The organism is Streptomyces sp. NPDC001914 (assembly GCF_042891215.1).
Lineage (GTDB): Bacteria > Actinomycetota > Actinomycetes > Streptomycetales > Streptomycetaceae > Streptomyces.
Window position 1 is genome coordinate 590,985 of sequence record NZ_JBIASW010000005.1, and the last position, 23,214, is coordinate 614,198.

A 23,214-nucleotide genomic window follows, 5' to 3' on the forward strand; every position below is an offset into this window, starting at 1 on the left:
GGGTGGGGCCTGCGGCACCACCGATCTCTCGTACAGTTTGCGCCGTGGGATCTCTGCGCAATCCGGTCGGGCCGCTACCCTCCACCATCTACTGGCGTCGGAGGGCCGTTCTGCTGTCCGTACTAGGGCTGTTGACGATCCTCATCGTCTGGGTCGTCGGCACAAAAAGCGGGGGCGGCCACAACGGCGCCGGCGGTTCGAACGGCAAGAACCCGGCCTCCTCGATCACGCCCGGTCCCTCCGGTTCGGGTCCCGCGATCAGCCAACACCCGGGCGGCCGCGACGAGTCGGGCGGCGACGGTGACGACGGCGGCACCGGCGACGGCGGCGCGTCGGGCGGCGGTTCCGGTGACTCCTCCGGTGACGGTTCGGGCGACGGCTCCACGGGATCCGGCGAGAGCACCGGCGGCTCCGACGACGGGGCCAAGAACGGCGGCGGGGCGGCCGACCGGCTCCCGGCCGGTTCCACCGTCCCCAACTGTGCCCCGGCCGCTGTCAAGTTGACCCTCAAGAGCGTGCGCAACACCTACGCGCCCGACGAGCAGCCCGAGATCCAGATCGTCGCCAAGAACAGCTCGGGCGGCGAGTGCAAGGTCGATCTCGGCCCGAAGAACGCGGTTCTGACGATTACTCAGGCGGGCAGCGACGAGGACATCTGGGCCTCGGACGACTGCCCGAAGGACGGCGCGGCCTTCTTCTTGCGCGTGCCGGCCGGCGGCCAGGCCGTCCACACGGTGAAGTGGGACCGCAAGCCCGGCGCACCCGCGTGCGCCACGCCCCCCTCGGGTTCGGCGCCCGCGGGCACCTACCTGGTCGAGGCGAAGGCACCGGGACTTGCGAAGGCGCAGACGTCGTTCGTCCTCGCCAAGGACTGAGCACTCCCGGCCCGGGAGAGCGGGCCCCGGTGAACCCGGGGCCGGGACCGCCGGCCCGCCTGAAGCCTCACGGACGCCGTGCCGTCCCGCGAGGCACCCCCGAAGGACTCCTGGAAGCAGCGCTCCAAGCCCCGGACACCGTGCTGATCCCGGCGCTGGACGCCGTGCTCCGGCGTCTAGACGTAGCGCTCCAGGATCGAGGACTCCGCGAGACGCGACAGGCCCTCACGGACGCTGCGGGCCCGCGCCTCGCCGACGCCGTCGACCGTCTGGAGGTCGTCCACGCTCGCGGCGAGCAGCTTCTGGAGACCGCCGAAGTGCTCCACGAGCCGGTCGATGATCGCGCCGGGCAGCCGGGGCACCTTGGCGAGGAGACGGAAGCCCCGCGGCGACACCGCGGAGTCCAGCGCCTCGGGGGAGCCGGTGTAGCCCAACGCCTTCGCCACCGTGGACAGTTCGAGGAGTTCGGCGTGACTGAGCGCGTCCAGCTCGAACAGCGCCTCGTCGACCGTGCGGGAACGCTTGGCGGTCGGCTCGGGCACGTAGTCCCGGACGACCAGCTCGCGGTCCGGCTCGACGCCGGCGATCAGCTCGTCGAGCTGGAGGGTCAGCAGCCGCCCGTCGGTGCCCAGTTCCACCACGTACTCGGCGATCTCGGTGGCGATGCGGCGCACCATCTCCAGACGCTGGGCGACCGCGGAGACGTCCCGGACGGTGACGAGGTCCTCGATCTCCAGCGCCGACAGCGTCCCCGCGACCTCGTCGAGGCGGAGCTTGTACCGCTCCAGGGTGGCCAGGGCCTGGTTGGCGCGGGAGAGGATCGCGGCGGAGTCCTCCAGCACGCGGCGGTGACCGTCCACGTACAGGGCGATCAGCCGCATCGACTGGGAGACCGAGACGACGGGGAAGCCGACCTGCTTGCTCACCCGGTCCGCGGTGCGGTGCCGGGTGCCCGTCTCCTCCGTCGGGATCGTCGGGTCGGGCACGAGCTGCACGCCCGCCCGGAGGATCTTGGTGATGTCCTTGTCGAGCACGATGCCGCCGTCGAGCTTGCACAGCTCGCGCAGCCGGGTCGCGGTGAACTCGACATCCAGGACGAATCCACCCGTACACATCGCTTCGACGGTCTTGTCGGAGCCGAGCACGATGAGTCCGCCCGTGTTGCCCCGGAGGATCCGCTCCAGCCCGTCGCGCAGCGCCGTGCCGGGTGCCACGGCGCTCAGTGAGGCGCGCATCAGGCCATCGGCACCGGAGCTCCCGCCGGACTTTCCGGGAGCTGCTGCCCGGTCGTTGGCTGCCACTGCACTCCTCCGGTCGCAGGTTTTCGGTCGCCCTCGTTTCGTACGGACGGGCGAGACCAGGGCAAAGTCTACCGGCGCTGCTCCTCGTCCCGTGGGGCCTCTCTGCGACGCGAGCGCGGAAGGACGCTCAGGGCCGCACCGATGTCGGCCACTTCCAGGACCTTCATACCGGCCGGGACCTTGCCCGGATCGCTCGGTACGAGGGCGTGGGTGAAGCCCAGACGGTGGGCTTCGGCCAGCCGCCGCTGGACGCCCGTCACCCGCCTGACCTCGCCCGCGAGCCCCACCTCGCCGATCGCCACGAGGTTCTTGGGCAGCGGGACGTCACTGGCGGCGGACGCCAGCGCCAGCGCGACGGCGAGGTCCGCGGCGGGCTCGGTGAGCTTCACACCGCCCACCGTCGCCGAGTAGATGTCCCGCTTCCCGAGAGCGCTGATCCGGCCGCGCTGCTCCAGGACGGCGAGCATCATCGAGACGCGGGAGGTCTCCAGACCGGAGGTCGTACGGCGCGGGGAGGGGATCTGGGAGTCCACGGTGAGCGCCTGGACCTCGGCGACCAGCGGCCGGCGGCCTTCGAGGGTGACGGTCAGGCAGGTGCCCGGGACCGGCTCGGCGCGCCGCGTCAGGAAGAGCCCCGAAGGGTCGGCGAGCCCGGTGATGCCCTCGTCGTGCAGCTCGAAGCAGCCGACCTCGTCCGTCGTGCCGTAGCGGTTCTTGACCCCTCGGACGAGCCTCAGGCGCGCGTGCCGGTCGCCCTCGAAGGACAGGACGACGTCCACGAGGTGTTCGAGCAGCCGGGGCCCGGCGATCGCGCCGTCCTTGGTGACATGGCCCACGAGCAGGGTGGACATGCCGCGCTCCTTGGAGGCGCGGATGAGCGCGCCCGCCACCTCACGGACCTGGGCCATGCCGCCGGGCGCGCCGTCGATCTCCGGGGAGGCGACGGTCTGCACGGAGTCCATGATCAGCAGCGACGGCTTCACCGCGTCCAAGTGCCCGAGGACGGCCGACAGATCGGTCTCGGCGGCGAGATAGAGGTGGTCGTCGATCGCGTTGATGCGGTCCGCGCGCAGCCGCACCTGGCTCGCCGACTCCTCGCCCGTCACATAGAGGGTGCGGTGTTCGTCACTCGCCGACTTCGCCGCCACGTCCAGCAGGAGGGTGGACTTGCCGACGCCGGGCTCGCCCGCGACGAGGACGACGGCTCCGGGCACGAGGCCGCCGCCGAGGACGCGGTCCAGCTCGGGCACGCCGGTGCTGCGGGCGGTGGCCTGACGGCCGTCGACCTGCCCGATGGGCACCGCGGAGGTGGTGACCCGGCCCGGTGCCGTCGTACGGACGGCGGGCGCGCCGTACTCCTCGACCGTCCCCCATGCCTGGCATTCGGCGCAGCGGCCGAGCCATTTGGCCGTCTGCCAGCCGCACTCGGTGCAGCGGTAGGACGGCCGGTCCTTCGCGGTTTTCGTACGGGCAGCCATGACCGAACCGTAGCCGGACCCACTGACAACCCGGCACGCGACGGTACGAACCCACGCGGCCGCCGTTCCGCGCCCGCCCCTGCCTCGCTTGCCCCCGCCCCTGCTCCCGCGGAACCCGCCGCGCGAGCCCCCGTGCCCCGTTCCCACCCCCGCGCGACCGGTCCTCGCGCCGGTCCGGAGCCGGGCCATCTGCCATGGACCGCCATCGCCGCCGGTGACGGCCCAGGCCAGGGGTCGGGGGTTCCTGTCCCCTTATGAGGGATCGTTTCACCCGTACGGATTAAATGTGCTCAAGGGGGAGGAAGGGCCCGGCCCCGGGCACCTACGGTCGCACGGGTGATGAGCAGCAGTCCGGAGACCTCTACGCACACCACCGGCGCACACCGGGCGCACGGAGCCGCGCGCAAGCGGGCGGCCGTGCCCCGTGGCGCGACCCCCCGCACGCTGGTCGAGCGTCCCCCCGCGCGGTACGAGCCCTACCTGGACGGCCTGTTCACCTACTGCCTGTCCGTGCTGTGCGACCACGACGCGGCCACCGCCGCCCTCGGGGACGCCCTCGCGCACGCCGAGCGGCGCGGTCCGCGCGGCCCGGAGGCCGCCGGCGACCGCAGGGCCTGGCTCTACGCGCTCGCCCGCTGGTCCTGTCTGCGCAAGCTCACGGAGGCCCGCCGCAAGCGCCAGGCGGCGCACGCCTCCGGACGGCACACCCCTCACCGGAACAGCGCCCGGGGACCGGCGGGCGGACCGCGCGAAGGGGCCGCCCCCGCCACGGCGCACAAGGCCGCCGCCGACCGGCGCGCGGCCCAGGCGCTGAGCGCCGCCCCCGTGTCCGAGGAGGTCCAGGACCACCGCCGCCGCGAACTGTCCCTGCTGGCCTGGCCGGAGGCCGCCGGCACCACCCCGGAACAGCGCGAGGCGCTCGAACTCGCGGTGCGCCACCAGCTCGCCGCCCACGAGGTCGCCGCCGTCCTCGGCATGGACCTCGCCGTGGCGCGCGAGCTGCTCGCCTCCGCCGCCTGCGAGGTCGAACGCACCCGCGCGGCCCTCGCCGTCGTGGAGACCGGCGCCTGCCCCAGCGTCGCCCGGCTCACCGGCGACAGCCGGCTCGTGCTGAGCACCACCCTGCGCGGCGAGCTGGTCCGGCACGTCGACGACTGCCCGCGCTGCCGCCGCACCGCCGAACGCGCGGTTCCCGGCGCCTGGCCCGGCACCAGCGTCACGCCCGCGGCGCTTCCCGTCCTCCAGGCCCCGCACGCGGCCCTGCGCTCCGCGATGGCGTTCGCCCCCCGCGCGCGGAGCAGCGCCCCGCGCTTCGACCGCCGCGGCTTCCCGATGGACCCCAAGGACCACGCCGCCCGAAGGGACCGCCTGCGTGCGCGGGCCGTCACGACGACGATCGTCGCCACCGTCGTCGCCGCCCCCGTTCTCGCCCTCTGGGCCGCCTACCGGGGCGCGCCCCTGACCGGCGAGGGCGTGGACGGCCGCCCGGCCAGCACGAGCGAGGCCCAGGACGCCGAGGGTCTGGACGGCGGTGGGTCCGGCGGCTACGAGAACGCCGGAAACGCCAGCGCGGGCCCCCGCTCCCGCTCCGCCGCGGGCGGCGGTTCCTCGGACGTGTCCGTCGAGGTCGTCAGCGCCCGCGGGGCGACCCCGGGACATCTGACGGTGGCGGCCGGCACCAGCGGCGACACGACCCTGGTCAAGCTGACCGCGTCCGGCAGTTCCCCGGTCCGCTGGTCCGCGCGCACCGGCGCGGCCTGGCTCTACCTCAGCCAGTCCTCGGGAACGCTCGATCCGGGGGAGTCGCTGACGGTCAAGGTGTACGTCGACCACCTGCGCGAGCCTGCGGGGCACTGGACCGCGCGGGTGGCGATCGCCCCGGCGGGCGCGGTGGTCACGATCACCGGATACGGGAAGGCGGGGTCGTCCCCCGGCGGGAAGCCGGACCCCGCGGCGAGCACCCCGACCCCCTCGGGACCGGGTTCCACCCCGGCCGCGACCCCCAGCCAGGATCCGTCACCGACGGAGACCGATCCGACGCCGACGGACAGCGCCGGCGCCACGACCTCCCCGGACCCGGGCACCTCCTCGGCCCCGCCCGGCGAGGGCGGCGACCCGGGCACGGGCACGCCGTAGCGCCCGGACCCACGGATCACGCCCCGGACCCGCAGGGCGCAGGCGCAGACCCAGGGCGGGCGCCGCCGACCGGAGCCGTCCGCGCGCCGCCCCGGCGTGCCGGTCAGTCCACCGGGTCCGCGGGGTGCGGGGCCAGCAGCGGGAGCTGCGAGGCCAGCCGCTCCTCGCAGAGCCGGGCCAGGCGGTCGTACCCCGCCTCGCCCATCAGCTCGATCAGCTCCGGACGGTACGAGACGTACACCGGGTCGCCGGCGCCGTGTGCCGAGGTCGCCGACGTGCACCACCAGTGCAGGTCGTGGCCGCCCGGTCCCCAGCCGCGGCGGTCGTACTCGCCGATGGAGACCTGGAGCACCCGGGTGTCGTCGGGCCGGTCGATCCACTCGTACGTGCGCCGCACCGGGAGCTGCCAGCAGACGTCCGGCTTGGTCTCCAGCGGCTCGCGCCCCTCCTTGACGGCGAGGATGTGCAGCGAGCAGCCCGCGCCGCCGGCGAAGCCGGGACGGTTCTGGAAGATGCAGGAGCCCTCGTACGGGCGGGTCTGGCGGTCGCCGTCCTCGTCCTTGGACACCCAGCCCGTCTCCATGCCCACGTCATGGTGCTGCCAGATCTCCGGCGTGAGCCGGGCCACGTGCTCGGCCACCCGCTTCTCGTCGTCCTCGTCGGAGAAGTGCGCGCCCAGCGTGCAGCAGCCGTCGTCGGCGCGGCCCGCCTGGATGCCCTGGCAGCCGCTTCCGAAGATGCAGTTCCACCGGGAGGTCAGCCACGTCAGATCGCACCGGAAGATCTGCTCGTCGTCGGCGGGATCGGGGAACTCCACCCACGCGCGAGCGAAGTCGAGCCCCTTCTCGTCGCTCTTCTTCACGGGCTTCCCGGACCTGGTGGTCTTCGCCTGCGCGGAGCCTGCGGCCGATTTGTCGGACTTCGCCTTTTTCGTCTTTGGCACGGGTCCAGGGTAAGTCGCTTCCGACCGCTCCGGGGACGCCCTCGGTCCGGACGCCCGCAGGTCACCGTTCGACGTGGGCTTTCGCCCCGCCCCACGTGAACCGCGGTGCTGGCAGTAGCGTTCCGTACATGAGACTCGGTGTCCTCGACGTGGGTTCGAACACGGTGCATCTGCTGGTGGTGGACGCCCACCCCGGCGCCCGCCCGCTGCCCGCGCACTCGCACAAGGCCGATTTGCGGCTTGCCCAACTGCTCGACGAGAACGGCGCGATCGGCCCCGAGGGCATCGACAAACTGATCGAGACGGTCCAGGACGCCCTGGAGGCCGCCGAGGACAAGGGCGTCGAGGCTCTGCTGCCGTTCGCCACGTCCGCCGTGCGCGAGGCGGGCAACGCCGACGAGGTTCTCGCCCGGGTGCAGGCCGAGACCGATGTCGAGCTCCAGGTCCTCACCGGTGCCGAGGAGGCCCGGCTCACGTTCCTGGCGGCCCGCCGCTGGTTCGGCTGGTCCGCGGGCAAGCTGCTCGTCCTCGACATCGGCGGCGGCTCCCTGGAGATCGCCTACGGCATGGACGAGGAGCCGGACGCCGCGGTGTCGCTGCCGCTCGGCGCCGGACGGCTCACCGCGGGCTGGCTGCCCACCGACCCGGCGGACCCGGCGGCCGTGCGGGCGCTGCGCCGGCACGTGCGGGCCCAGATCGCCCGGACGGTCGGGGAGTTCAGCCGCTTCGGCGCCCCGGACCACGTGGTCGCCACCTCCAAGACGTTCAAGCAGCTCGCCCGGATCGCCGGCGCCGCCCGCTCCACCGACGGCCTGTACGTCCAGCGCGAGCTCAAGCGCCGCTCCCTGGAGGACTGGGTCCCGCGCCTCGCGTCCATGACGGCCGACGAACGCGCCGAACTCCCGGGCGTCTCCCCGGGCCGCTCCGGCCAGCTCCTCGCCGGCGCCCTGGTCGCCGAGGCCGCCATGGACCTCTTCGGCGTCGAAACCCTGGAGATCTGCCCCTGGGCCCTGAGAGAGGGCGTCATCCTCCGCCGCCTGGACCAGATGGCCTCGGAGTAGCAGGGCAGGCGACGAACGCCCTCGGCTCCACGGGAGGGACACGCGCCGCGAAGGGGCGCGGGGAACGGCGCGCCCAGCCCCCCGCAAGGGGAGGCCGCCGACGCCCCACCCTCCCCACGGCGATGGGCCGCCAACCCCCGGGCTCCTTGGAAACACCGGGGGGCAGGCGCCGCGAAGGGGCGCGGGGAACGGCGCGCCCAGCCCCCCGCAGGGGGAGGCCGCCCACCAACAGGACCCCCACGGCGACGGAGCGCCAACCCCCGGGCTCCTTGGAATCACCCCGAGGGCAGACGCCGCGAAGGGCCGCGAGGAACGGCGCGCCCAGCCCCCCGCAGGGGGAGGCCGCCCACCAACAGGACCCCCACGGCGATGGGCCGCCAACCCCCGGGCTCCTTGGAATCACCCTGGGGGCAGGCGCCGCGAAGGGCCGCGGGGAACGGCGCGCCCAGCCCCCCGCAGGGGGAGGCCGCCCACCAACAGGACCCCAACGGCGACAGGGCGCCCCCCAGAACGCCCGGCAGGGCCGTGGCATCGATCACAAGCCCACCCCACCCCCCAACCCCCCACCCCCACCGAACAAACCCACCCCCACCCCCGGCCGGAGCCCGGAGCATCCCAGGCCGGAGCGCCACTCACCCCCGGGACCGGAGGCCGGCCACCCCACGAAGGGGGCGAACAGGACCCCCCGGGCCAACCCCGTCACCCCCGCCCAACCGCCGGAGGCACCCCGTACGCTGTCCCTCGTGGCAGAACCAGTCGTGCGGATCCCGGATGCGAAGGTCGCGCTGTCCACGGCCTCCGTTTACCCGGAGTCGACCGCGACGGCCTTCGAGATCGCCGCGCGCCTCGGATACGACGGCGTCGAGGTCATGGTGTGGACGGACCCCGTCAGCCAGGACATCGACGCGCTGCGCCGCCTCAGCGACTACCACCGGATGCCGATCCTCGCCGTCCACGCCCCCTGCCTGCTGATCACCCAGCGGGTCTGGTCCACCGACCCCTGGACCAAGCTCCAGCGCGCGAAGGCCGCCGCCGAGAAGCTCGGCGCCAGCACCGTCGTGGTCCACCCCCCGTTCCGCTGGCAGCGCCAGTACGCCAAGGACTTCGTCACCGGCATCTGGCGGATGGCCGACGAGACGGACGTACGGTTCGCCGTCGAGAACATGTACCCGTGGCGCTACCGCGACCGCGAGATGCTGGCGTACGCCCCCGACTGGGACGTGACGAAGGACGACTACCGCCACTTCACGATCGACCTCAGCCACACCGCGACCGCCCGCACCGACGCCCTCCAGATGATCGACCGCATGGGCGACCGCCTCGGACACGTCCACCTCGCCGACGGCAACGGCTCCAGCAAGGACGAGCACCTGGTCCCCGGCCGTGGCACGCAGCCCTGCGCCGAACTCCTGGACCGCCTCGCGCTCTCCGGCTTCGACGGCCACGTCGTCATCGAGGTCAACACCCGCCGCGCGATGTCCAGCGCCGAGCGCGAGGCCGACCTCGCCGAGGCCCTGGCCTTCACCCGGCTCCACCTCGCCTCGGCCGTGAAGGTGCCCCGCGGATGACGGACGCCGCCCCCCGCCGCGGCCGGGGACGTCCCACCCGTACCCAGACCGAGGCGGGCCCCGCCACCCGCGACCGCATCCTGGAGGCGGCGCGCGAGGAGTTCTCCGAGCGCGGGTACGAGAAGACGTCGATCCGCGGCATCGCCAAGTCCGCCGGCGTCGACTCGGCCCTCGTGCACCACTACTTCGGCACCAAGGAGCAGGTCTTCGAGGCGGCCATCGAGGTCGCCTTCCTCCCCGCCCTCGGAGCACCCGAGAAGGTCGTCGACGGCCCCCTCGACGGCGTCGGCGAACGCCTGACCCGCTTCGTCCTCGGCATCTGGGAGAACCCCACGAGCCGCACCCCGCTGCTCGCGATCGTCCGCTCTGCGGTGAACAACGACACCGCGGCCGCCGTCTTCCGCCGGCTCGTCGCAGCCCAGCTCCTGCGCCGCGTCGCGGCCGGGCTCGACGTCCCGGACGCGGAGCTGCGCGCGGAGCTCGCGGCGGCCCAGCTCGTCGGGGTCGCGATGCTGCGCTACGTCATCAAGGTCGAGCCGCTGGCCTCGGCGGACCTGGAACACGTCGTGCGCAGAGTGGCGCCGGTGGTGCAGGGCCACCTGACGAACCCATGAGCGAGTGAGGCGTCCACTGCGGCGACCTCACCTCACAGAACGCCGCCGACGTGCGCGGACGCCCCACCGCGGCAGCCGCTGGGCGAGACGTATGTCCCGAGATGCGGACAGCCTGTCCGGATCCTGGAGCACCGGCGTACGCTCGACTCAGTCTTAACTCTCCGAAGGAGCGAGCGACGATGCCCGAGCTGAGGTCCCGCACAGTCACCCACGGCCGCAACATGGCGGGCGCACGCGCCCTAATGCGCGCCTCCGGTGTACCGGGCGCGGACATCGGACGGAAGCCGATCATCGCGGTCGCCAACTCCTTCACCGAGTTCGTGCCGGGACACACCCACCTCCAGCCCGTCGGCCGGATCGTCAGCGAGGCCATCACGGCCGCCGGCGGCATCGCCCGCGAGTTCAACACGATCGCGGTCGACGACGGCATCGCGATGGGCCACGGCGGCATGCTGTACTCCCTGCCCTCCCGCGACCTGATCGCGGACTCCGTGGAGTACATGGTCGAGGCGCACTGCGCCGACGCCCTGATCTGCATCTCGAACTGCGACAAGATCACCCCCGGCATGCTCATGGCCGCCCTGCGCCTGAACATCCCGACGGTCTTCGTCTCCGGCGGCCCGATGGAGTCCGGCCGCGCCACCCTGGTCGACGGAACGGTCCGCACCCTCGACCTGGTCGACGCGATCTCCGACGCCGTGAACGACAAGATCTCGGACGAGGACATCCTCCGCATCGAGGAGAACGCCTGTCCGACCTGCGGCTCCTGTTCCGGCATGTTCACCGCCAACTCGATGAACTGCCTGACCGAGGCCATCGGCCTGAGCCTGCCCGGCAACGGCTCGGTCCTCGCCACCCACACCGCCCGCAAGGGCCTGTACGAGGACGCGGCCCGCACGGTCGTCGACATCACGCGCCGCTACTACGACCAGGACGACGAGTCGGTCCTGCCGCGCAACATCGCCACCCACGCGGCCTTCGAGAACGCCATGGCGCTCGACATCGCCATGGGCGGCTCCACCAACACGATCCTGCACCTGCTGGCCGCCGCCCAGGAGGCGGGCGTGCCCTTCGGCCTGGACGAGATCAACGCCGTCTCGCGCCGGGTGCCGTGCCTCGCCAAGGTCGCCCCGAACGTCGCCAAGGACCGCACCTACTACATGGAGGACGTGCACCGCGCCGGCGGCATCCCCGCCCTGCTCGGCGAGCTGCACCGCGCGGGCCTGCTCAACGAGGACGTCCACTCCGTCCACAGCCCGTCCCTGTCCGACTGGCTGAAGACCTGGGACGTGCGCGCCGGTTCCCCGTCCCCCGAGGCGGTCGAGCTCTGGTACGCGGCCCCCGGCGGAGTCCGCTCCTCCCAGGCCTTCTCGCAGTCCGAGCGCTGGGCGGCCCTCGACGAGGACGCCGAGGGCGGCTGCATCCGCTCCGCCGAGCACGCCTACTCCAAGGACGGCGGCCTCGCGGTCCTCAAGGGCAACCTCGCCGTCGACGGCTGCGTCGTGAAGACGGCCGGCGTCGACGAGTCCATCTGGACCTTCGAGGGCCCCGCGGTCGTCTGCGAGTCCCAGGACGAGGCCGTCGACAAGATCCTCAAGAAGCAGATCACGCACGGCGACGTCGTCGTCATCCGCTACGAGGGCCCCAAGGGCGGCCCCGGCATGCAGGAGATGCTCTACCCGACCTCGTTCCTCAAGGGCCGCGGCCTCGGCAAGACCTGCGCCCTGATCACCGACGGCCGCTTCTCCGGCGGCACTTCGGGCCTGTCGATCGGCCACGCCTCCCCGGAGGCCGCGTCCGGCGGAACCATCGCGCTCGTCCGCGACGGCGACCGCATCCGCATCGACATCCCGAACCGTTCGATCGAACTGCTCGTGTCCGACGAGGAGCTGGCGACCCGCCGCGAGGCCCTGAACGGCGTCTACGCCCCCGCGAACCGCGACCGCAAGGTCAGCGCCGCCCTGCGCGCCTACGCGGCGATGGCGACCAGCGCGGACAAGGGCGCGGTGCGGGACGTCTCGAAGCTGGGCTAGCCGCCCGGCCCTTCGGGCCTCGAACCGCGTGAAAGGGGGCCGTCCCTGCCGGGGCGGCCCCTTTCACGTCTCACCAGCCCGAAGGATCCCGCCCGTCGACCGCGAAGAGGGAACCGTCGGGCGCGGTGGCGTAGACGCGGCCGTCGGCGGTGAGGGGGGCGGGGAGGGCGCTGATGAGTGAACCCCGGTCGCCGGCCAGGCGTGCCCTGGTCTGACCGAGGAGCGCGCCACGGGCGGTGTCGACCGCGAGGAGCCGGCCGTCGGCGGCGCTCAGGTAGAGGCGGTCGCCGGCCAGGGTGGGGGCCGACGACCAGCTGACGGACGTCTCCAGCCGCCACAGCTGTGCCGAGGTCCGGGTGCTGACGGCCACCAGCGTGCCGCCGTCGGCCAGCAGGTACGCCGTGTCCCCGTGGACGACGGCCTGCGCCGCGACGAGCGGTACGGGCAGTTCGACGCGCTTGACCGTCCGGTCGGCGACGTCGTACCGCACGACGGCGTCGGTGTACTGCTGGTTGTCCGTGGAGGTGAACCAGAGCGCGCCGGCCTGGGCGTGCACGAGGTTCAGGGCCTGGTCCAGACGTCGTTGCCAGTTCACCACGCCGGTCTCGGGATCGACCGACGCCACCCGGGTCCGGCTCCCGTCCCGCGAGACGGCGTAGGCGACGCCGTCCCCGTACGACGAGAACCTGGGCGAGGACAGCCCCGGGAGCACGTGCTGCCACAACCGCTTCCCGGTCGCCGCGTCGAGGGCGGTGACCTCGGAGCCGTGGCCGGTGAGCAGGACGACGCCGCCGGCATGGGCGACGCCACCCTCGTAGCGCGTCGTGTCCCGGTCCCAGCGGGTCTTCCCCGTGGAGGGATCCAGCGCCGTCAGCCGCTGTCCGCCCCGGCTGAGGATCTGGACCAGCCCGCCCGACACGACCGGCGCGCCCGGAACGTCACTGTTCCGCCATCCCGGGTCCGGACGGGACCACAGCACCTTGCCGTTCGCGGGATCGACGGCGACGGCCAGCGCGCCGGGCCGGACGCAGTACAACCGGTGTGCGCCGTACGTGCATTGCGGCTGTTCGACGGTCTTCGCTCCCGCGCTCGTCAGCTTCACGTCCCACGGTCCGAAGCCGCCGCTCCGCGACGGAAGTGCCACTTCCTTCCGCGCCGACGCCGGGGTCTGTGTCCCGCCGGGCCACGCGAAGGCGCCGACGGCGACGGCACCCGCGGCGAGTACGGCCAGGGCGGAGACGGCCGGCAGTCGCCAACGTCGTCCGCCCTTCTTCGCGACAGCCGCATGGGTCTTGGCCTCGGACCCTTCCGGGCGTTCGTGCCGTGGCCGCCGTGTCACGTCCCGCGCCGGCGGCGCCGTCTTTCTCTCCCCGGTGCGCTGCTCGGGAATGAAGGCCCGGGTGTCGTACGAGGCCGAGACCGAGCGGAGCGCGGTCATCAGCTCGTCCGGGGTCGGCCGGTCCTCGGGCTCCTTCGCGAGACAGCGTTCGACCAGATCGAGCAGCTCCTGCGGCACCCCGGTCAAGTCCGGCTCGTCATGCACGACTTGATAGGCGACCAGATAGGGGCTGTCCGAGTCGAAGGGCCCGCTCCCGGTGGCCGCGTGCACGATCACCGACCCGAGGGCGAACACGTCCGCGGCCGGCCCGACATGCCGCGGCCTGCTGAACTGCTCCGGCGCCATGAACGGCGGCGTGCCGATCAACTTGCCGGTCTCTGTCCGGAGTTCACTGTCGGCGGGACGCGAGATGCCGAAGTCGATGACTTTCGGCCCGTCCTCCGCCAGCAGGACGTTGCTTGGCTTGAGGTCGCGGTGGACGACACCGGCCCGGTGGATGTCCCGCAGCGCCTCGGCGAGCCCGGCCATCAAATGGCGCAGCCGGTCGACGGACAGCGCGCCGTTCCGCTTGACGTGCTCGGCGAGCGTGGGCCCCGGGATGAACAGGGTCGCCATCCACGGGCGTTCAGCATCGGGATCGGCGTCCACGACGGGAGCGGTGAAGGCACCACTGACCCGGCGCGCGGCCGCGACCTCCTGACGGAACCGCCCCCGGAACTCCGGGTCTTGGGAGAACTCGGCGTGTACGACTTTGACGGCCAGCCGCAACCCGGAGGCGGACCGCGCCAGATGCACGATTCCCATGCCACCGGAGCCCAGTCTCGCCTCCAGCAGGTACTGCCCGGCATAACGCGGATGTTCCGCTTCCGAATCCGTACCGGTGCTGCGCTGTGGCGGCATCACTCACCCCCGTGGAGTCGACCGCATGCGCGACGCGCAGAGCCTAGTCGATCCTTCGTACGAAACCCCGGCGGCTTGCTAGCCTCCTCGCGCAGCTTGAATTTGGCGTGAACCAATCAACGGGGGAAATCGATATGGCCACGGATGACATCGTGATCACAGGTGCGCCGGAGGCGACGGACACGGAACCGCTGACCGCCGCGACGGTCCGCACCTACCCGCTCGCTCCGGGACACAACGTCAACGTCCGCAGCGGACCCGGCACCCACTACCCGATCGTCCGCACGCTGTCGGCCGGATCGAGCGTCCCGATCCGCTGCCAGTGCCGGGGAGAGTCGGTCACCGGTCCGTACGGGACCTCGACCATCTGGGACAACATCGCCAACGCGCAGTTCGTCTCGGACGCATATGTGCGCACGGGCAGCGACGGCTACGTCGCCGCGAAGTGCACCTGACGACCAAGGGGAAGACTTTGAAGACCGTGTCAGCCAGACGGGCCATGCTGATCGGAGGGGCGACCGCCGCGCTTCTGATGGTGGCGGGGGCGACGTCTCAGGCGTCGGCCACCCTGCGTACGTACCCCATAGCGCCAGGTGTGCAGATCAACGTCCGCAGTGGTCCGGGCACCCACTTCAGCATCGTCCGCACCCTGCCCGCCGGCTCCAGTGTCCCGATCTACTGCCAGTGTCCGGGAGAGACGGTCACCGGCACATACGGCACCACGAAGATCTGGGACAACATCTCCAACGGTCAGTTCGTGTCGGACGCGTACGTCCAGACGGGCAGCGACGGCTACGTCGCCCCCGCGTGTTCCTGACCGACCCCTAGACACCCGCGGCGGTGGCCGGAGCCGTACCCGGAGCCATAATCGTCAGGTGAGCGACGAGACCAGCACCAGCACCGGCACCGGCACCCCCACAGGCCCCCAGCCCGAGCCCCTGCGTTTCTTCGGCACGACCTGGGTGGAGCACGACGGCGGCTACACCGGCCGCCGGATCGGCGTGGCCGCCGGCTCGCTGGCCGCCGCGGCGGCCGCCTGCCTCGTGCTCCGCTTCGCCTACCAGGGCCTGGCCATCGCGGACGTGGGAACGCCCGTGACCGTGATGGTCGTGGTCATGTTCGCGGTGTGCAGCGCGCTGGCGTTCGGCCACACCTCGGGCGCCTTCTCCAAGCGCCCCGACCCCGACCGCCAGGCGTCCCTGCGCGGTCTCCTCGCCATCGGTTTCGTCGGCTCCCTCCTCGCCTACTTCTTCCGCTCGCTCTCCGAGGCCCCGGGCGAGAAGCTCCACCGCGAGGAGTACGAGGCGGCGAAGGCGCAGTACACCCGCCGCACCACCCGCCGCACCGGCAACCCGGCCAAGAAGCCCCGCCGAGCCTGACCCCACCCGAGCCCCCCACCCGCAGCGGACGAAGCACGAAACGCGCCGCGCCCGCCCGCTCCCAAGCCACCCCCACCCGCAGCGGACGAAGCACGAAACGCGCCGCGCCAGCCCGCTCCCAAGCCACCCCCACCCGCAGCGGACGAAGCACGAAACGCGCCGCGCCAGCCCGCTCCCAAGCCACGAAGCACCCGCAGTCGGGAGCGCACGGAAGGGGCCGTGCCGGTACATCAGATGCCCGTCGCCACCGACGGCCACTCCTCACCCAACGGCGACGGGCGGATGTACCGGCACGGCCCCGCCCCCCCCCCACCGGACCGACACCGCGACGGTCGGCCCAGCGAACCGGCACAGCCCCCGGCGGTCCCCGCCCCCCACCGGACCGACACCGCCACGGCGGGGGCAGCGAACCGGCACAGCCTCTCCCCGGCAGGCCCAACCCCGCGAACGCCGGCGCAGCGACCCCGTACGGCAGGAAACCGGCTACCCCGGCCCCCACCCGCCCGCGATCATGACCCCATGACGCCCACCTCGTCGCCCTCCTCCTCGTCCTCGTCGCCCGCCTCGTCCCCCACCCCCTCCACTCCCCCCACAGCCGCCCGGCACACCGCGCGCGCCCACTCCTTCAACGCCGCCGCCGCGCAGTACGCGGCCAACCGCCCCTCCTACCCGCCCACCCTCCTCGACGCCGTCGAAGACCTCGCGGGCCGGCCCCTGAAGGGCGCCAGGGCCGCCGACGTGGGAGCCGGCACCGGCATCTCCACCGGCCTCCTGCACAGCCGCGGCGCGGACGTCATCGCCGTGGAACCCGGCCCCGGCATGGCCGCCGAGTTCCGCCGCGTCCACCCCGGCATCCCGATCGTGCGGGGCAGCGGCGACGCCCTGCCCCTCGCCACCGCCTCCATGGACTTCCTCACGTACGCCCAGTCCTGGCACTGGACCGAGCCGAGCCGCTCGGTACCGGAGGCACTGCGCGTCCTGCGCCCCGGCGGGGCCCTGGCCCTGTGGTGGAACACCGAAGCGCTCGACGTCCCGTGGATCGAGGCGGCAGCCCGCCGCGCCGAGGCCTTCCTCCGCCAGGACCCGGCGGTCCGGATCGACGGCAGCGCCGCCCGCGCGGCCCGCTCCCTCGCCGCCGACCCCGGCGGGGGCCTGGACTTCGACCACCGCCAGGTCCGCTGGAGCCGCCGCGTCCCGATCGACACCCGGCTCGCCAACGTCGGCAGCCACTCGCAGTTCCTGGTCCTCGGCGAGGAGGCCACCGGGGCGTTCTTCGCCGAGGAACGGAACCATCTCCTCCAGGCCTTCCCGGACGGGTTCGTGGAGGAGACCTACGTCGTGGAGCTGCTGGTGGCGATCCGTTCGTGACCCCGGCCGGCGGCCCACGCGTCGAGGGCCGCCGCACACGCGTGATCCACGTGCCGCAGCCCGCCCAGCTCCAGCCGTACGACACGGTCGTGCGGCAGCGCCTCCAAGGCGTCCAGCAGCTTCGGCAGCCGCAGGAAGGTGGCGTTGCCGACGACCCGTACGACCATGCCCGCGGCCCCCCGGTCCTCGGTCTCCACGTGCACATGACTGATGTCCCAGGCGGTCTTGGCCACGGCGAGCGCGAGCCCGACCAGCACCCCCTCGAACAGGTTCCCGACCACGATCGCCACCGCGGTCACCGCGAGGACGACCACCTCACCGCGATGCCCGCGCCACAGCGTCCGCAGCTCCCGCACCGGCACGAGCTTGCACCCCGCGTGCACGAGCAGCGCCGCCAGCGCCGCCACCGGAATCAGCCCGAGCGCCGCCGGCACCACGGCCGTGAAGAGCAGCAGCCACACGCCGTGCAGCACCCGCGACGCCTTGGTCCGCGCTCCCGCGTGCACGTTGGCCGCGCTCCGTACGATCACGGCGGTCATGGGCAGCGCCCCGAGCAACCCGCACACGGTGTTCCCGGCGCCCTGCGCGATGAGCTCGCGGTCGTAGTCGGTGCGCGGCCCCTGGTGCAGCCGGTCCACCGCCGCCGCGCTGAACAGCGACTCCGCCGAGGCGATCAGCGCGAACGCCAGCACGGTCCCGATCACACCCACTTCCGAGAGCCGGCCCAGATCCGCGACCGACGGCGTCCGCACGGCGTCGAACAGCCCCTGGACCTCGACCCGTCGCACGGCGAGATCGAAGACCCCGGTCACGGCCGAGGCGAGCCCCACCGCCAGCAGAGGCGCCGGGACCAGCCGGGAGCCCCGCCGCCATCGCGGCCACAGCAGGAGTACGGCGACGGTGGCGCCGCCGATCGCCAGCGCCACGGGATCGGCGGCACCGGCCAGCGAGACGATCCCGGCGATCTTCCCGAGCCCGTCCGAGGGCGCGGACGCGTCCCCCATCGCGTACACCTGGCCGGCGATCAGTACGAGCCCGATCCCGGCGAGCATCCCGTGGACGACGGCCACGGACACGGCCCGGAACCACCGGCCGAGCCGGAGAACCCCGAGCCCGAGCTGCACGAGACCGGCTGCAAGCACCAGCACGCCCAGCGCCTGGACCCCGTACGACCGCACGGCCTCGTACACCAGCACGGTCAGCCCGGCCGCGGGCCCGCTCACCTGCAGACTGCTTCCGGGCAGCGCCCCGGCGACCAGCCCGCCGACGATTCCGGTCACCAGCCCCAGCTCGGCGGGCACACCGGACGCTATGGCGACCCCGACACACAGGGGCAGCGCCACCAGAAAGACGACGAGGGACGCGAACAGATCGGCTTTGCGCAACACGACAGCACCTCCGGTCGACAGCGGGAGATGCGTGGGTGCCGTGCCGGGGGAGGACACGACGGACCCGGCGACCCGGCACGGAGCCGTTTCGCGCAGTGAAATCCATTGTCAGGTAAGCCCGTTGACCGCGCAGCCCCTCCGGGCCGCTGTCACGCGAACGCGGGAGCGCATGATCCGGTCACGCCGCGGACGATCCCGTTCCGTTCGCGCCGACGCGCGCTGACGTGCGCCGACACGCGCCTGCGCTACGGGGCGCTCCGGTGGCACGAAGGGAACCGTACGACCCCACTGCGGCGCCGCGAAGGGAACCGTACGACCCCGCTCCAGCGGCACGAAGGGATCCGTACGACCCCGCTCCGGCCGCACGACCGGGACCGCACGGCCGGGACCGCACGGCCGGGGCCGCACGGCCCTTGACCGGCGCACCTCACGAGAGCAATATTCATCGCGTGATGATTATTCGTCCACGTCCGCCCCACCCCACAGGAACCCCCGTGCCCCTTTCCCCGCCCGCCGTCCGCGCCGAAGGCCTCACGGTCGTCCGCGGCACCCGCACCGTCCTGCACGGAATCGACTTCACCGTCCCGCGCGGCCAGATCACCGGCCTCCTCGGCCCCTCCGGCTGCGGAAAGTCCACCCTGATGCGCGCCACCGTCGGCACCCAGGCCAAGGTCGGCGGCACCCTCGAAGTCCTCGGCCGCCCCGCCGGCGACGCCGCACTCCGCTCCCGCATCGGCTACGTCACCCAGGCGCCCTCCGTCTACGACGACCTGAGCGTCCGCCAGAACCTCGCCTACTTCGCCGCGATCCTCGACCCGGGCCGGGCCGCGGCCGAACGCCGCCACGCGGACGTCACCCGCGTCATCGACGACGTAGACCTCGCCTCCCACGCCGACTCCCTCGCCGGCAACCTCTCCGGCGGCCAGCGCAGCCGTGTCTCGCTCGCCGTCGCCCTCCTCGGCGCCCCGGAACTCCTCGTCCTCGACGAACCGACCGTCGGCCTCGACCCCGTCCTGCGCCGCGACCTGTGGAGCCTCTTCCACTCCATCGCCGAGCAGCGCGGAACGACCCTCCTGATCTCCTCCCACGTCATGGACGAGGCCGAGCGCTGCCACCGGCTCCTCCTGATGCGCGAGGGCGGCCTCCTCGCCGACGACACCCCCGACGCCCTCCGCGAACGGACGGGCTCGGACACCGTAGAAGCGGCCTTCCTCCACCTCGTCGACGAGGCGGTCGCCGCGGCGCGCGAGCCCGCGCCGACCACGACCGAGAAGTCCCAGGCCGCTGAGCCCCCGGCCGCGCAGTCCCCGGCCAACGGCCCCGACTCCCGCGAGGAGACCGCCCGATGAGTTCCACCGCGGCCACCAGCCCCACCCCGCCCACGGCGCCCACGGCCCCCGGCACCCCGCAGGAGCCCGCACCGGCGTCCCGCCCGAGCGCGCTCAACCTCTCCCGCACGACGGCCACCGCGGCCCGAGCCCTGCGCCAACTGCGGCACGACCCGCGCACCATCGCGCTGATGATCCTCGTCCCCTGCGTGATGCTGTTCCTGCTCCGCTACGTCTTCGACGGCAGCCCGCGCACCTTCGACTCCATCGGCGCGTCCCTCCTCGGGATCTTCCCGATGATCACGATGTTCCTGGTCACCTCGATCGCCACCCTGCGCGAGCGCACCTCCGGCACCCTCGAACGGCTCCTCGCCATGCCCCTGGGCAAGGGCGACCTGATCGCCGGCTACGCCCTCGCCTTCGGCGCGATCGCCATCGTCCAGTCGGCCCTGGCCACCGGACTCGCGGTCTGGTTCCTCGGCCTGGACGTCACGGGCTCACCCTGGCTGCTCCTGCTGGTCGCCCTCCTCGACGCCCTCCTCGGAACGGCCCTCGGCCTGTTCGTCTCGGCGTTCGCCGCCTCCGAGTTCCAGGCCGTCCAGTTCATGCCGGCGGTGGTCTTCCCACAGCTCCTGCTGTGCGGCCTGTTCACCCCGCGCTCGAACATGCACCCCGTCCTGGAGGCCATCTCCGACGTCCTCCCGATGTCGTACGCGGTCGACGCCATGAACGAGGTCCTCCATCACACCGACATGACCGCGACCTTCGTGCGCGACACGCTGATCGTCGCCGGGAGCGCGCTGCTGGTGCTGGGACTCGGAGCGGCGACCCTGCGACGCAGGACGCCGTAGCGCGAAGCCGCGGGACCCACGGGCGACCGAATGCCGAACGGGTGGACGCCGAACGGACGGACCGGGGGCCGTCCGCCCACCGGACATCCCGCCCGCCCCCGTGAACCCGGTGGGAGGATGAACGCGGACGACTCAACCCCCGGAGGGCACCCGCAACCATGCCTCAGAAAGTCGCAGTCCTCGGCACCGGCAAGATCGGCGAAGCCCTGCTCAGCGGAATGATCCGAGCCGGCTGGGCCCCCCACGACCTCCTGGTCACCGCCCGCCGCCCGGAGCGGGCCCGGGAACTCCAGGAACGCCACGGCGTCACCCCGGTCACCAACGCGGAAGCGGCGAAGACCGCCGACACCCTGATCCTCACGGTCAAACCGCAGGACATGGGCGCCCTCCTCGACGAACTCGCCCCGCACATCCCCGCCGACCGGCTGATCATCAGCGGCGCGGCGGGCATCCCGACCTCCTTCTTCGAGGAGCGCCTGGCCCCCGGCACCCCGGTCGTCCGGGTCATGACGAACACGCCCGCCCTCGTCGACGAGGCCATGTCCGTCATCTCCGCCGGCAGCCACGCGACCGCGGAGCACGTGGCGTACGCCGAGGAGGTCTTCGGCGCCGTCGGCAAGACGCTCCTCGTCCCCGAGTCACAGCAGGACGCCTGCACGGCCCTCTCCGGTTCGGGACCCGCGTACTTCTTCTACCTGGTCGAGGCAATGACGGACGCGGGCATCCTGCTCGGTCTGCCCCGCGACAAGGCGCACGACCTGATCGTCCAGTCCGCGATCGGCGCCGCCGTGATGCTCCGCGACAGCGGCGAGCACCCCGTGAAGCTCCGCGAGAACGTCACGTCTCCTGCGGGCACCACGATCAACGCCATCCGCGAACTCGAGAACCACGGCGTGCGCGCCGCACTCATCGCGGCGCTGGAAGCGGCCCGCGACCGCAGCCGCGAACTCGCCTCCGGCAACAGCTGACGCCCGCCCCGCTCTGCCGGCCCTCGGTCACCCGGCCGAGGGCCGCAGCAATCCGATGGCCTCGTAGGCCGCGTCCACCGTCGGCCGCGCCATCTCCCTGGCCCGCCGAGCACCGTCCCGCAAGACCCCTTCCACGTAGGCGGGGTCCGTGCACAGCGCCTTGTGCCTTTCCTGCACGGGCCTGAGCAGCTCGACCACGGCGTCGGCGGTGTCCTTCTTCAAAGCCCCGTACGAGGCGTACCCACCACTCAGGGCTTCGGGGTCGCCGCCTTCGCAGGCCGCCAGGATCTCCAGCAGATTCGAGACCCCGGGCCGCGCCTCCGGGTCGTACGCGACCTCCTGCCCGCTGTCCGTCATCGCGCGCATGATCTTCTTCCGCACGGCGTCCGGCTCGTCGAGCAGGTAGACGACACCCGGTCCGACGTCGTCGCTCTTCCCCATCTTCGACGTCGGCTCCTGAAGGTTCATGACGCGCGCCGCGACCTCCGGCCGGGTCGCCCGGGGCACGGTGAACGTGTGCCCGTAGCGCTGGTTGAACCGCACGGCCAGATCCCTGGTCAGCTCGACATGCTGTGTCTGGTCGTCCCCGACCGGCACCTCGTTGCTCCCGTACGCCAGGATGTCGGCCGCCATCAGTACGGGATACGTCAGCAGCGACAGCCGCACGCTCCCACCGCGTTTCCGCTCCAGCGCGGCCTTCTCCTTGTACTGGATCATGCGCCGCATCTCGCCGTCGGTCGCGACGCACTCCAGCAGGTACGACAGCCGCGCGTGCTCGTCCACATGACTCTGTACGAAGACGGTGCACAGCTCGGGATCGAGCCCCGAGGCCAGCAACAAGGTCGCCGCCTGCCTGCTGAGCCGGCGGACTCGCCCCGGATCGTGGTCCACGGTCAGCGCGTGCAGATCGACGATGCAGAACAGGGCCTCGGCCCGGTGCTGGTCGACCTCGGCCCAGCGGCGTACGGCGCCCAGATAGTTCCCCAGCGTCAGATGCCCGGTCGGCTTGACCCCACTGAAGATCCGCGTCATCTCTCAACCTCCTGGTCGAGGCCGCCGCGTCCGCCGGCCGGCTCCCCAGGAGGGGGAACGCAAAACGGCCGCCGAGGCGGCGGCCGTTGGGTACATACGTGTGTACGGCCGCCCTCAGGCGGCCCACCACTGCTGGGTGCACGTACGCGTAGTCATGCAGGTCAGCGTACGCCTCGGCCGCCCGTCGGGGGCGCAGTTGACACGACCCGGGCCCATCCGTAGTGTTCTCCGAGTTGTCCGACGTGAGCGTCGACTCCGGTCGGTCCCCGGACAGCCATTCCGCACCATCATTCAACGATCGACGACTCGTCGTCGGCTCGTTTTCATGCGTGTTTGCGAAATGAGGATTCCGCGTTCGAAAGAGCGCCACCCCGATTAGCGTCGGGAGCCGCGAATCCGCTAATGTCTCACTCGTCGGAACGGCCCAACAGCCGGGAAGACGAACCCCGCTGACTGGGGGTCAGGCCCGAAAGGATCTGATAGAGTCGGAATCGCCGGAAAGGGAAACGCGAAAGCGGAAACCTGGAAAGCACCGAGGAAATCGGATACGGAAACGGTCTGATAGAGTCGGAAACGCAAGACCGAAGGGAAGCGCCCGGAGGAAAGCCCGAGAGGGTGAGTACAAAGGAAGCGTCCGTTCCTTGAGAACTCA

Annotated in this window: 19 protein-coding genes; 13 read left to right on the forward strand and 6 right to left on the reverse strand. The window is 72.4% G+C overall.

Annotation, left to right across the window (positions count from 1 at the left end; translation table 11 throughout):
* The first annotated feature begins 44 nt into the window (after positions 1-44).
* Positions 45-875, forward strand: a complete 831-nt coding sequence (locus tag ACFYYF_RS18200; protein WP_388776706.1) for a hypothetical protein — start codon at positions 45-47, stop codon at positions 873-875.
* A gap of 176 nt (positions 876-1,051) precedes the next feature.
* On the opposite strand, the gene disA is transcribed toward ACFYYF_RS18200, so the two are convergent.
* Together disA and radA are read right to left on the reverse strand one after the other, a co-directional pair.
* Complete coding sequence (gene disA, locus ACFYYF_RS18205) at positions 1,052-2,176, reverse strand: DNA integrity scanning diadenylate cyclase DisA (protein ID WP_037625884.1); 1,125 nt, start codon at positions 2,174-2,176, stop codon at positions 1,052-1,054.
* Between the two features lie 68 nt (positions 2,177-2,244).
* A complete protein-coding gene (gene radA, locus ACFYYF_RS18210; RefSeq protein ID WP_361684723.1) occupies positions 2,245-3,654 on the reverse strand; it encodes a DNA repair protein RadA in 1,410 nt (469 codons plus the stop codon).
* 339 nt (positions 3,655-3,993) lie between these two features.
* Here radA and ACFYYF_RS18215 point away from each other — a divergent pair, with 339 nt between their 5' ends.
* Positions 3,994-5,790, forward strand: coding sequence for a hypothetical protein (locus ACFYYF_RS18215; protein ID WP_388776708.1), 1,797 nt, complete (start codon positions 3,994-3,996; stop codon positions 5,788-5,790).
* Between the two features lie 103 nt (positions 5,791-5,893).
* Here ACFYYF_RS18215 and ACFYYF_RS18220 read toward each other — a convergent pair whose 3' ends face one another.
* A complete protein-coding gene (locus tag ACFYYF_RS18220; protein ID WP_388776711.1) occupies positions 5,894-6,733 on the reverse strand; it encodes a hypothetical protein in 840 nt (279 codons plus the stop codon).
* Between the two features lie 128 nt (positions 6,734-6,861).
* Between ACFYYF_RS18220 and ACFYYF_RS18225 the strand changes: the two genes are divergently transcribed.
* From ACFYYF_RS18225 to ilvD, 4 genes are all read left to right on the forward strand, one after another.
* Positions 6,862-7,794 (forward strand): Ppx/GppA phosphatase family protein, encoded by a 933-nt coding sequence (locus ACFYYF_RS18225; RefSeq protein WP_361684717.1) that lies wholly within the window; start codon positions 6,862-6,864, stop codon positions 7,792-7,794.
* A gap of 743 nt (positions 7,795-8,537) precedes the next feature.
* Entirely contained in the window at positions 8,538-9,362 is an 825-nt protein-coding gene (locus ACFYYF_RS18230) for a sugar phosphate isomerase/epimerase (RefSeq protein WP_361684715.1), read from the forward strand.
* Positions 9,359-9,976, forward strand: coding sequence for a TetR family transcriptional regulator (locus ACFYYF_RS18235; protein ID WP_388776714.1), 618 nt, complete (start codon positions 9,359-9,361; stop codon positions 9,974-9,976). Before ACFYYF_RS18230 ends, ACFYYF_RS18235 begins: the two co-directional genes overlap by 4 nt.
* 179 nt (positions 9,977-10,155) lie before the next feature.
* Positions 10,156-12,009 carry a dihydroxy-acid dehydratase gene (ilvD, locus tag ACFYYF_RS18240; protein WP_388776716.1) on the forward strand — a complete coding sequence of 618 codons (1,854 nt, stop codon included), beginning with the start codon at positions 10,156-10,158 and terminating at the stop codon, positions 12,007-12,009.
* Positions 12,010-12,079: 70 nt separating this feature from the next.
* Here ilvD and ACFYYF_RS18245 read toward each other — a convergent pair whose 3' ends face one another.
* The gene (locus ACFYYF_RS18245) at positions 12,080-14,248 is read right to left on the reverse strand and encodes a PQQ-binding-like beta-propeller repeat protein (RefSeq protein ID WP_388776719.1); all 2,169 of its coding nucleotides are present in this window, start codon (positions 14,246-14,248) and stop codon (positions 12,080-12,082) included.
* A 134-nt stretch (positions 14,249-14,382) separates the two neighbouring features.
* Between ACFYYF_RS18245 and ACFYYF_RS18250 the strand changes: the two genes are divergently transcribed.
* The 4 genes from ACFYYF_RS18250 (at position 14,383) to ACFYYF_RS18265 (ending at position 16,995) form a co-directional block, all read left to right on the forward strand.
* Entirely contained in the window at positions 14,383-14,703 is a 321-nt protein-coding gene (locus tag ACFYYF_RS18250) for a peptidase (RefSeq protein ID WP_388776721.1), read from the forward strand.
* A 77-nt stretch (positions 14,704-14,780) separates the two neighbouring features.
* Positions 14,781-15,065 (forward strand): peptidase, encoded by a 285-nt coding sequence (locus tag ACFYYF_RS18255; RefSeq protein WP_365479794.1) that lies wholly within the window; start codon positions 14,781-14,783, stop codon positions 15,063-15,065.
* A 58-nt stretch (positions 15,066-15,123) separates the two neighbouring features.
* Entirely contained in the window at positions 15,124-15,627 is a 504-nt protein-coding gene (locus tag ACFYYF_RS18260; protein WP_388776723.1) for an EamA/RhaT family transporter, read from the forward strand.
* A 519-nt stretch (positions 15,628-16,146) separates the two neighbouring features.
* The gene (locus ACFYYF_RS18265; RefSeq protein WP_388776726.1) at positions 16,147-16,995 is read left to right on the forward strand and encodes a class I SAM-dependent methyltransferase; all 849 of its coding nucleotides are present in this window, start codon (positions 16,147-16,149) and stop codon (positions 16,993-16,995) included.
* Here ACFYYF_RS18265 and ACFYYF_RS18270 read toward each other — a convergent pair.
* Positions 16,959-18,380, reverse strand: a complete 1,422-nt coding sequence (locus ACFYYF_RS18270) for a SulP family inorganic anion transporter (protein WP_388776788.1) — start codon at positions 18,378-18,380, stop codon at positions 16,959-16,961. The genes ACFYYF_RS18265 and ACFYYF_RS18270 overlap by 37 nt on opposite strands.
* Positions 18,381-18,835: 455 nt before the next feature.
* Between ACFYYF_RS18270 and ACFYYF_RS18275 the strand changes: the two genes are divergently transcribed.
* The 3 genes from ACFYYF_RS18275 to proC all read left to right on the forward strand — a co-directional run bounded on the left by ACFYYF_RS18275 (position 18,836) and on the right by proC (position 21,530).
* Positions 18,836-19,732: an ABC transporter ATP-binding protein gene (locus ACFYYF_RS18275; RefSeq protein WP_388776728.1), complete on the forward strand. Its 897-nt coding sequence runs from the start codon at positions 18,836-18,838 to the stop codon at positions 19,730-19,732.
* Entirely contained in the window at positions 19,729-20,562 is an 834-nt protein-coding gene (locus tag ACFYYF_RS18280) for an ABC transporter permease (protein WP_388776731.1), read from the forward strand. The genes ACFYYF_RS18275 and ACFYYF_RS18280 overlap by 4 nt, the downstream gene beginning before the upstream one ends.
* A gap of 158 nt (positions 20,563-20,720) precedes the next feature.
* Positions 20,721-21,530, forward strand: a complete 810-nt coding sequence (proC, locus tag ACFYYF_RS18285; protein ID WP_361684695.1) for a pyrroline-5-carboxylate reductase — start codon at positions 20,721-20,723, stop codon at positions 21,528-21,530.
* A 27-nt stretch (positions 21,531-21,557) separates the two neighbouring features.
* On the opposite strand, the gene trpS is transcribed toward proC, so the two are convergent.
* The gene (gene trpS / locus ACFYYF_RS18290) at positions 21,558-22,562 is read right to left on the reverse strand and encodes a tryptophan--tRNA ligase (protein WP_388776734.1); all 1,005 of its coding nucleotides are present in this window, start codon (positions 22,560-22,562) and stop codon (positions 21,558-21,560) included.
* Between the last annotated feature and the right edge of the window lie 652 nt (positions 22,563-23,214).

Bases quoted from the DNA above. Each gene is read 5' to 3' on its own strand.
- radA (WP_361684723.1), bottom strand. From the start codon at position 3,654: ATGGCTGCCCGTACGAAAACCGCGAAGGACCGGCCGTCCTACCGCTGC.
- ACFYYF_RS18215 (WP_388776708.1), top strand. From the start codon at position 3,994: ATGAGCAGCAGTCCGGAGACCTCTACGCACACCACCGGCGCACACCGG.
- ACFYYF_RS18225 (WP_361684717.1), top strand. From the start codon at position 6,862: ATGAGACTCGGTGTCCTCGACGTGGGTTCGAACACGGTGCATCTGCTG.
- ACFYYF_RS18235 (WP_388776714.1), top strand. From the start codon at position 9,359: ATGACGGACGCCGCCCCCCGCCGCGGCCGGGGACGTCCCACCCGTACC.
- ilvD (WP_388776716.1), top strand. From the start codon at position 10,156: ATGCCCGAGCTGAGGTCCCGCACAGTCACCCACGGCCGCAACATGGCG.
- ACFYYF_RS18245 (WP_388776719.1), bottom strand. From the start codon at position 14,248: ATGCCGCCACAGCGCAGCACCGGTACGGATTCGGAAGCGGAACATCCG.
- ACFYYF_RS18250 (WP_388776721.1), top strand. From the start codon at position 14,383: ATGGCCACGGATGACATCGTGATCACAGGTGCGCCGGAGGCGACGGAC.
- ACFYYF_RS18255 (WP_365479794.1), top strand. From the start codon at position 14,781: ATGGTGGCGGGGGCGACGTCTCAGGCGTCGGCCACCCTGCGTACGTAC.
- ACFYYF_RS18265 (WP_388776726.1), top strand. From the start codon at position 16,147: ATGACGCCCACCTCGTCGCCCTCCTCCTCGTCCTCGTCGCCCGCCTCG.
- ACFYYF_RS18275 (WP_388776728.1), top strand. From the start codon at position 18,836: ATGATTATTCGTCCACGTCCGCCCCACCCCACAGGAACCCCCGTGCCC.
- ACFYYF_RS18280 (WP_388776731.1), top strand. From the start codon at position 19,729: ATGAGTTCCACCGCGGCCACCAGCCCCACCCCGCCCACGGCGCCCACG.
- proC (WP_361684695.1), top strand. From the start codon at position 20,721: ATGCCTCAGAAAGTCGCAGTCCTCGGCACCGGCAAGATCGGCGAAGCC.
- trpS (WP_388776734.1), bottom strand. From the start codon at position 22,562: ATGACGCGGATCTTCAGTGGGGTCAAGCCGACCGGGCATCTGACGCTG.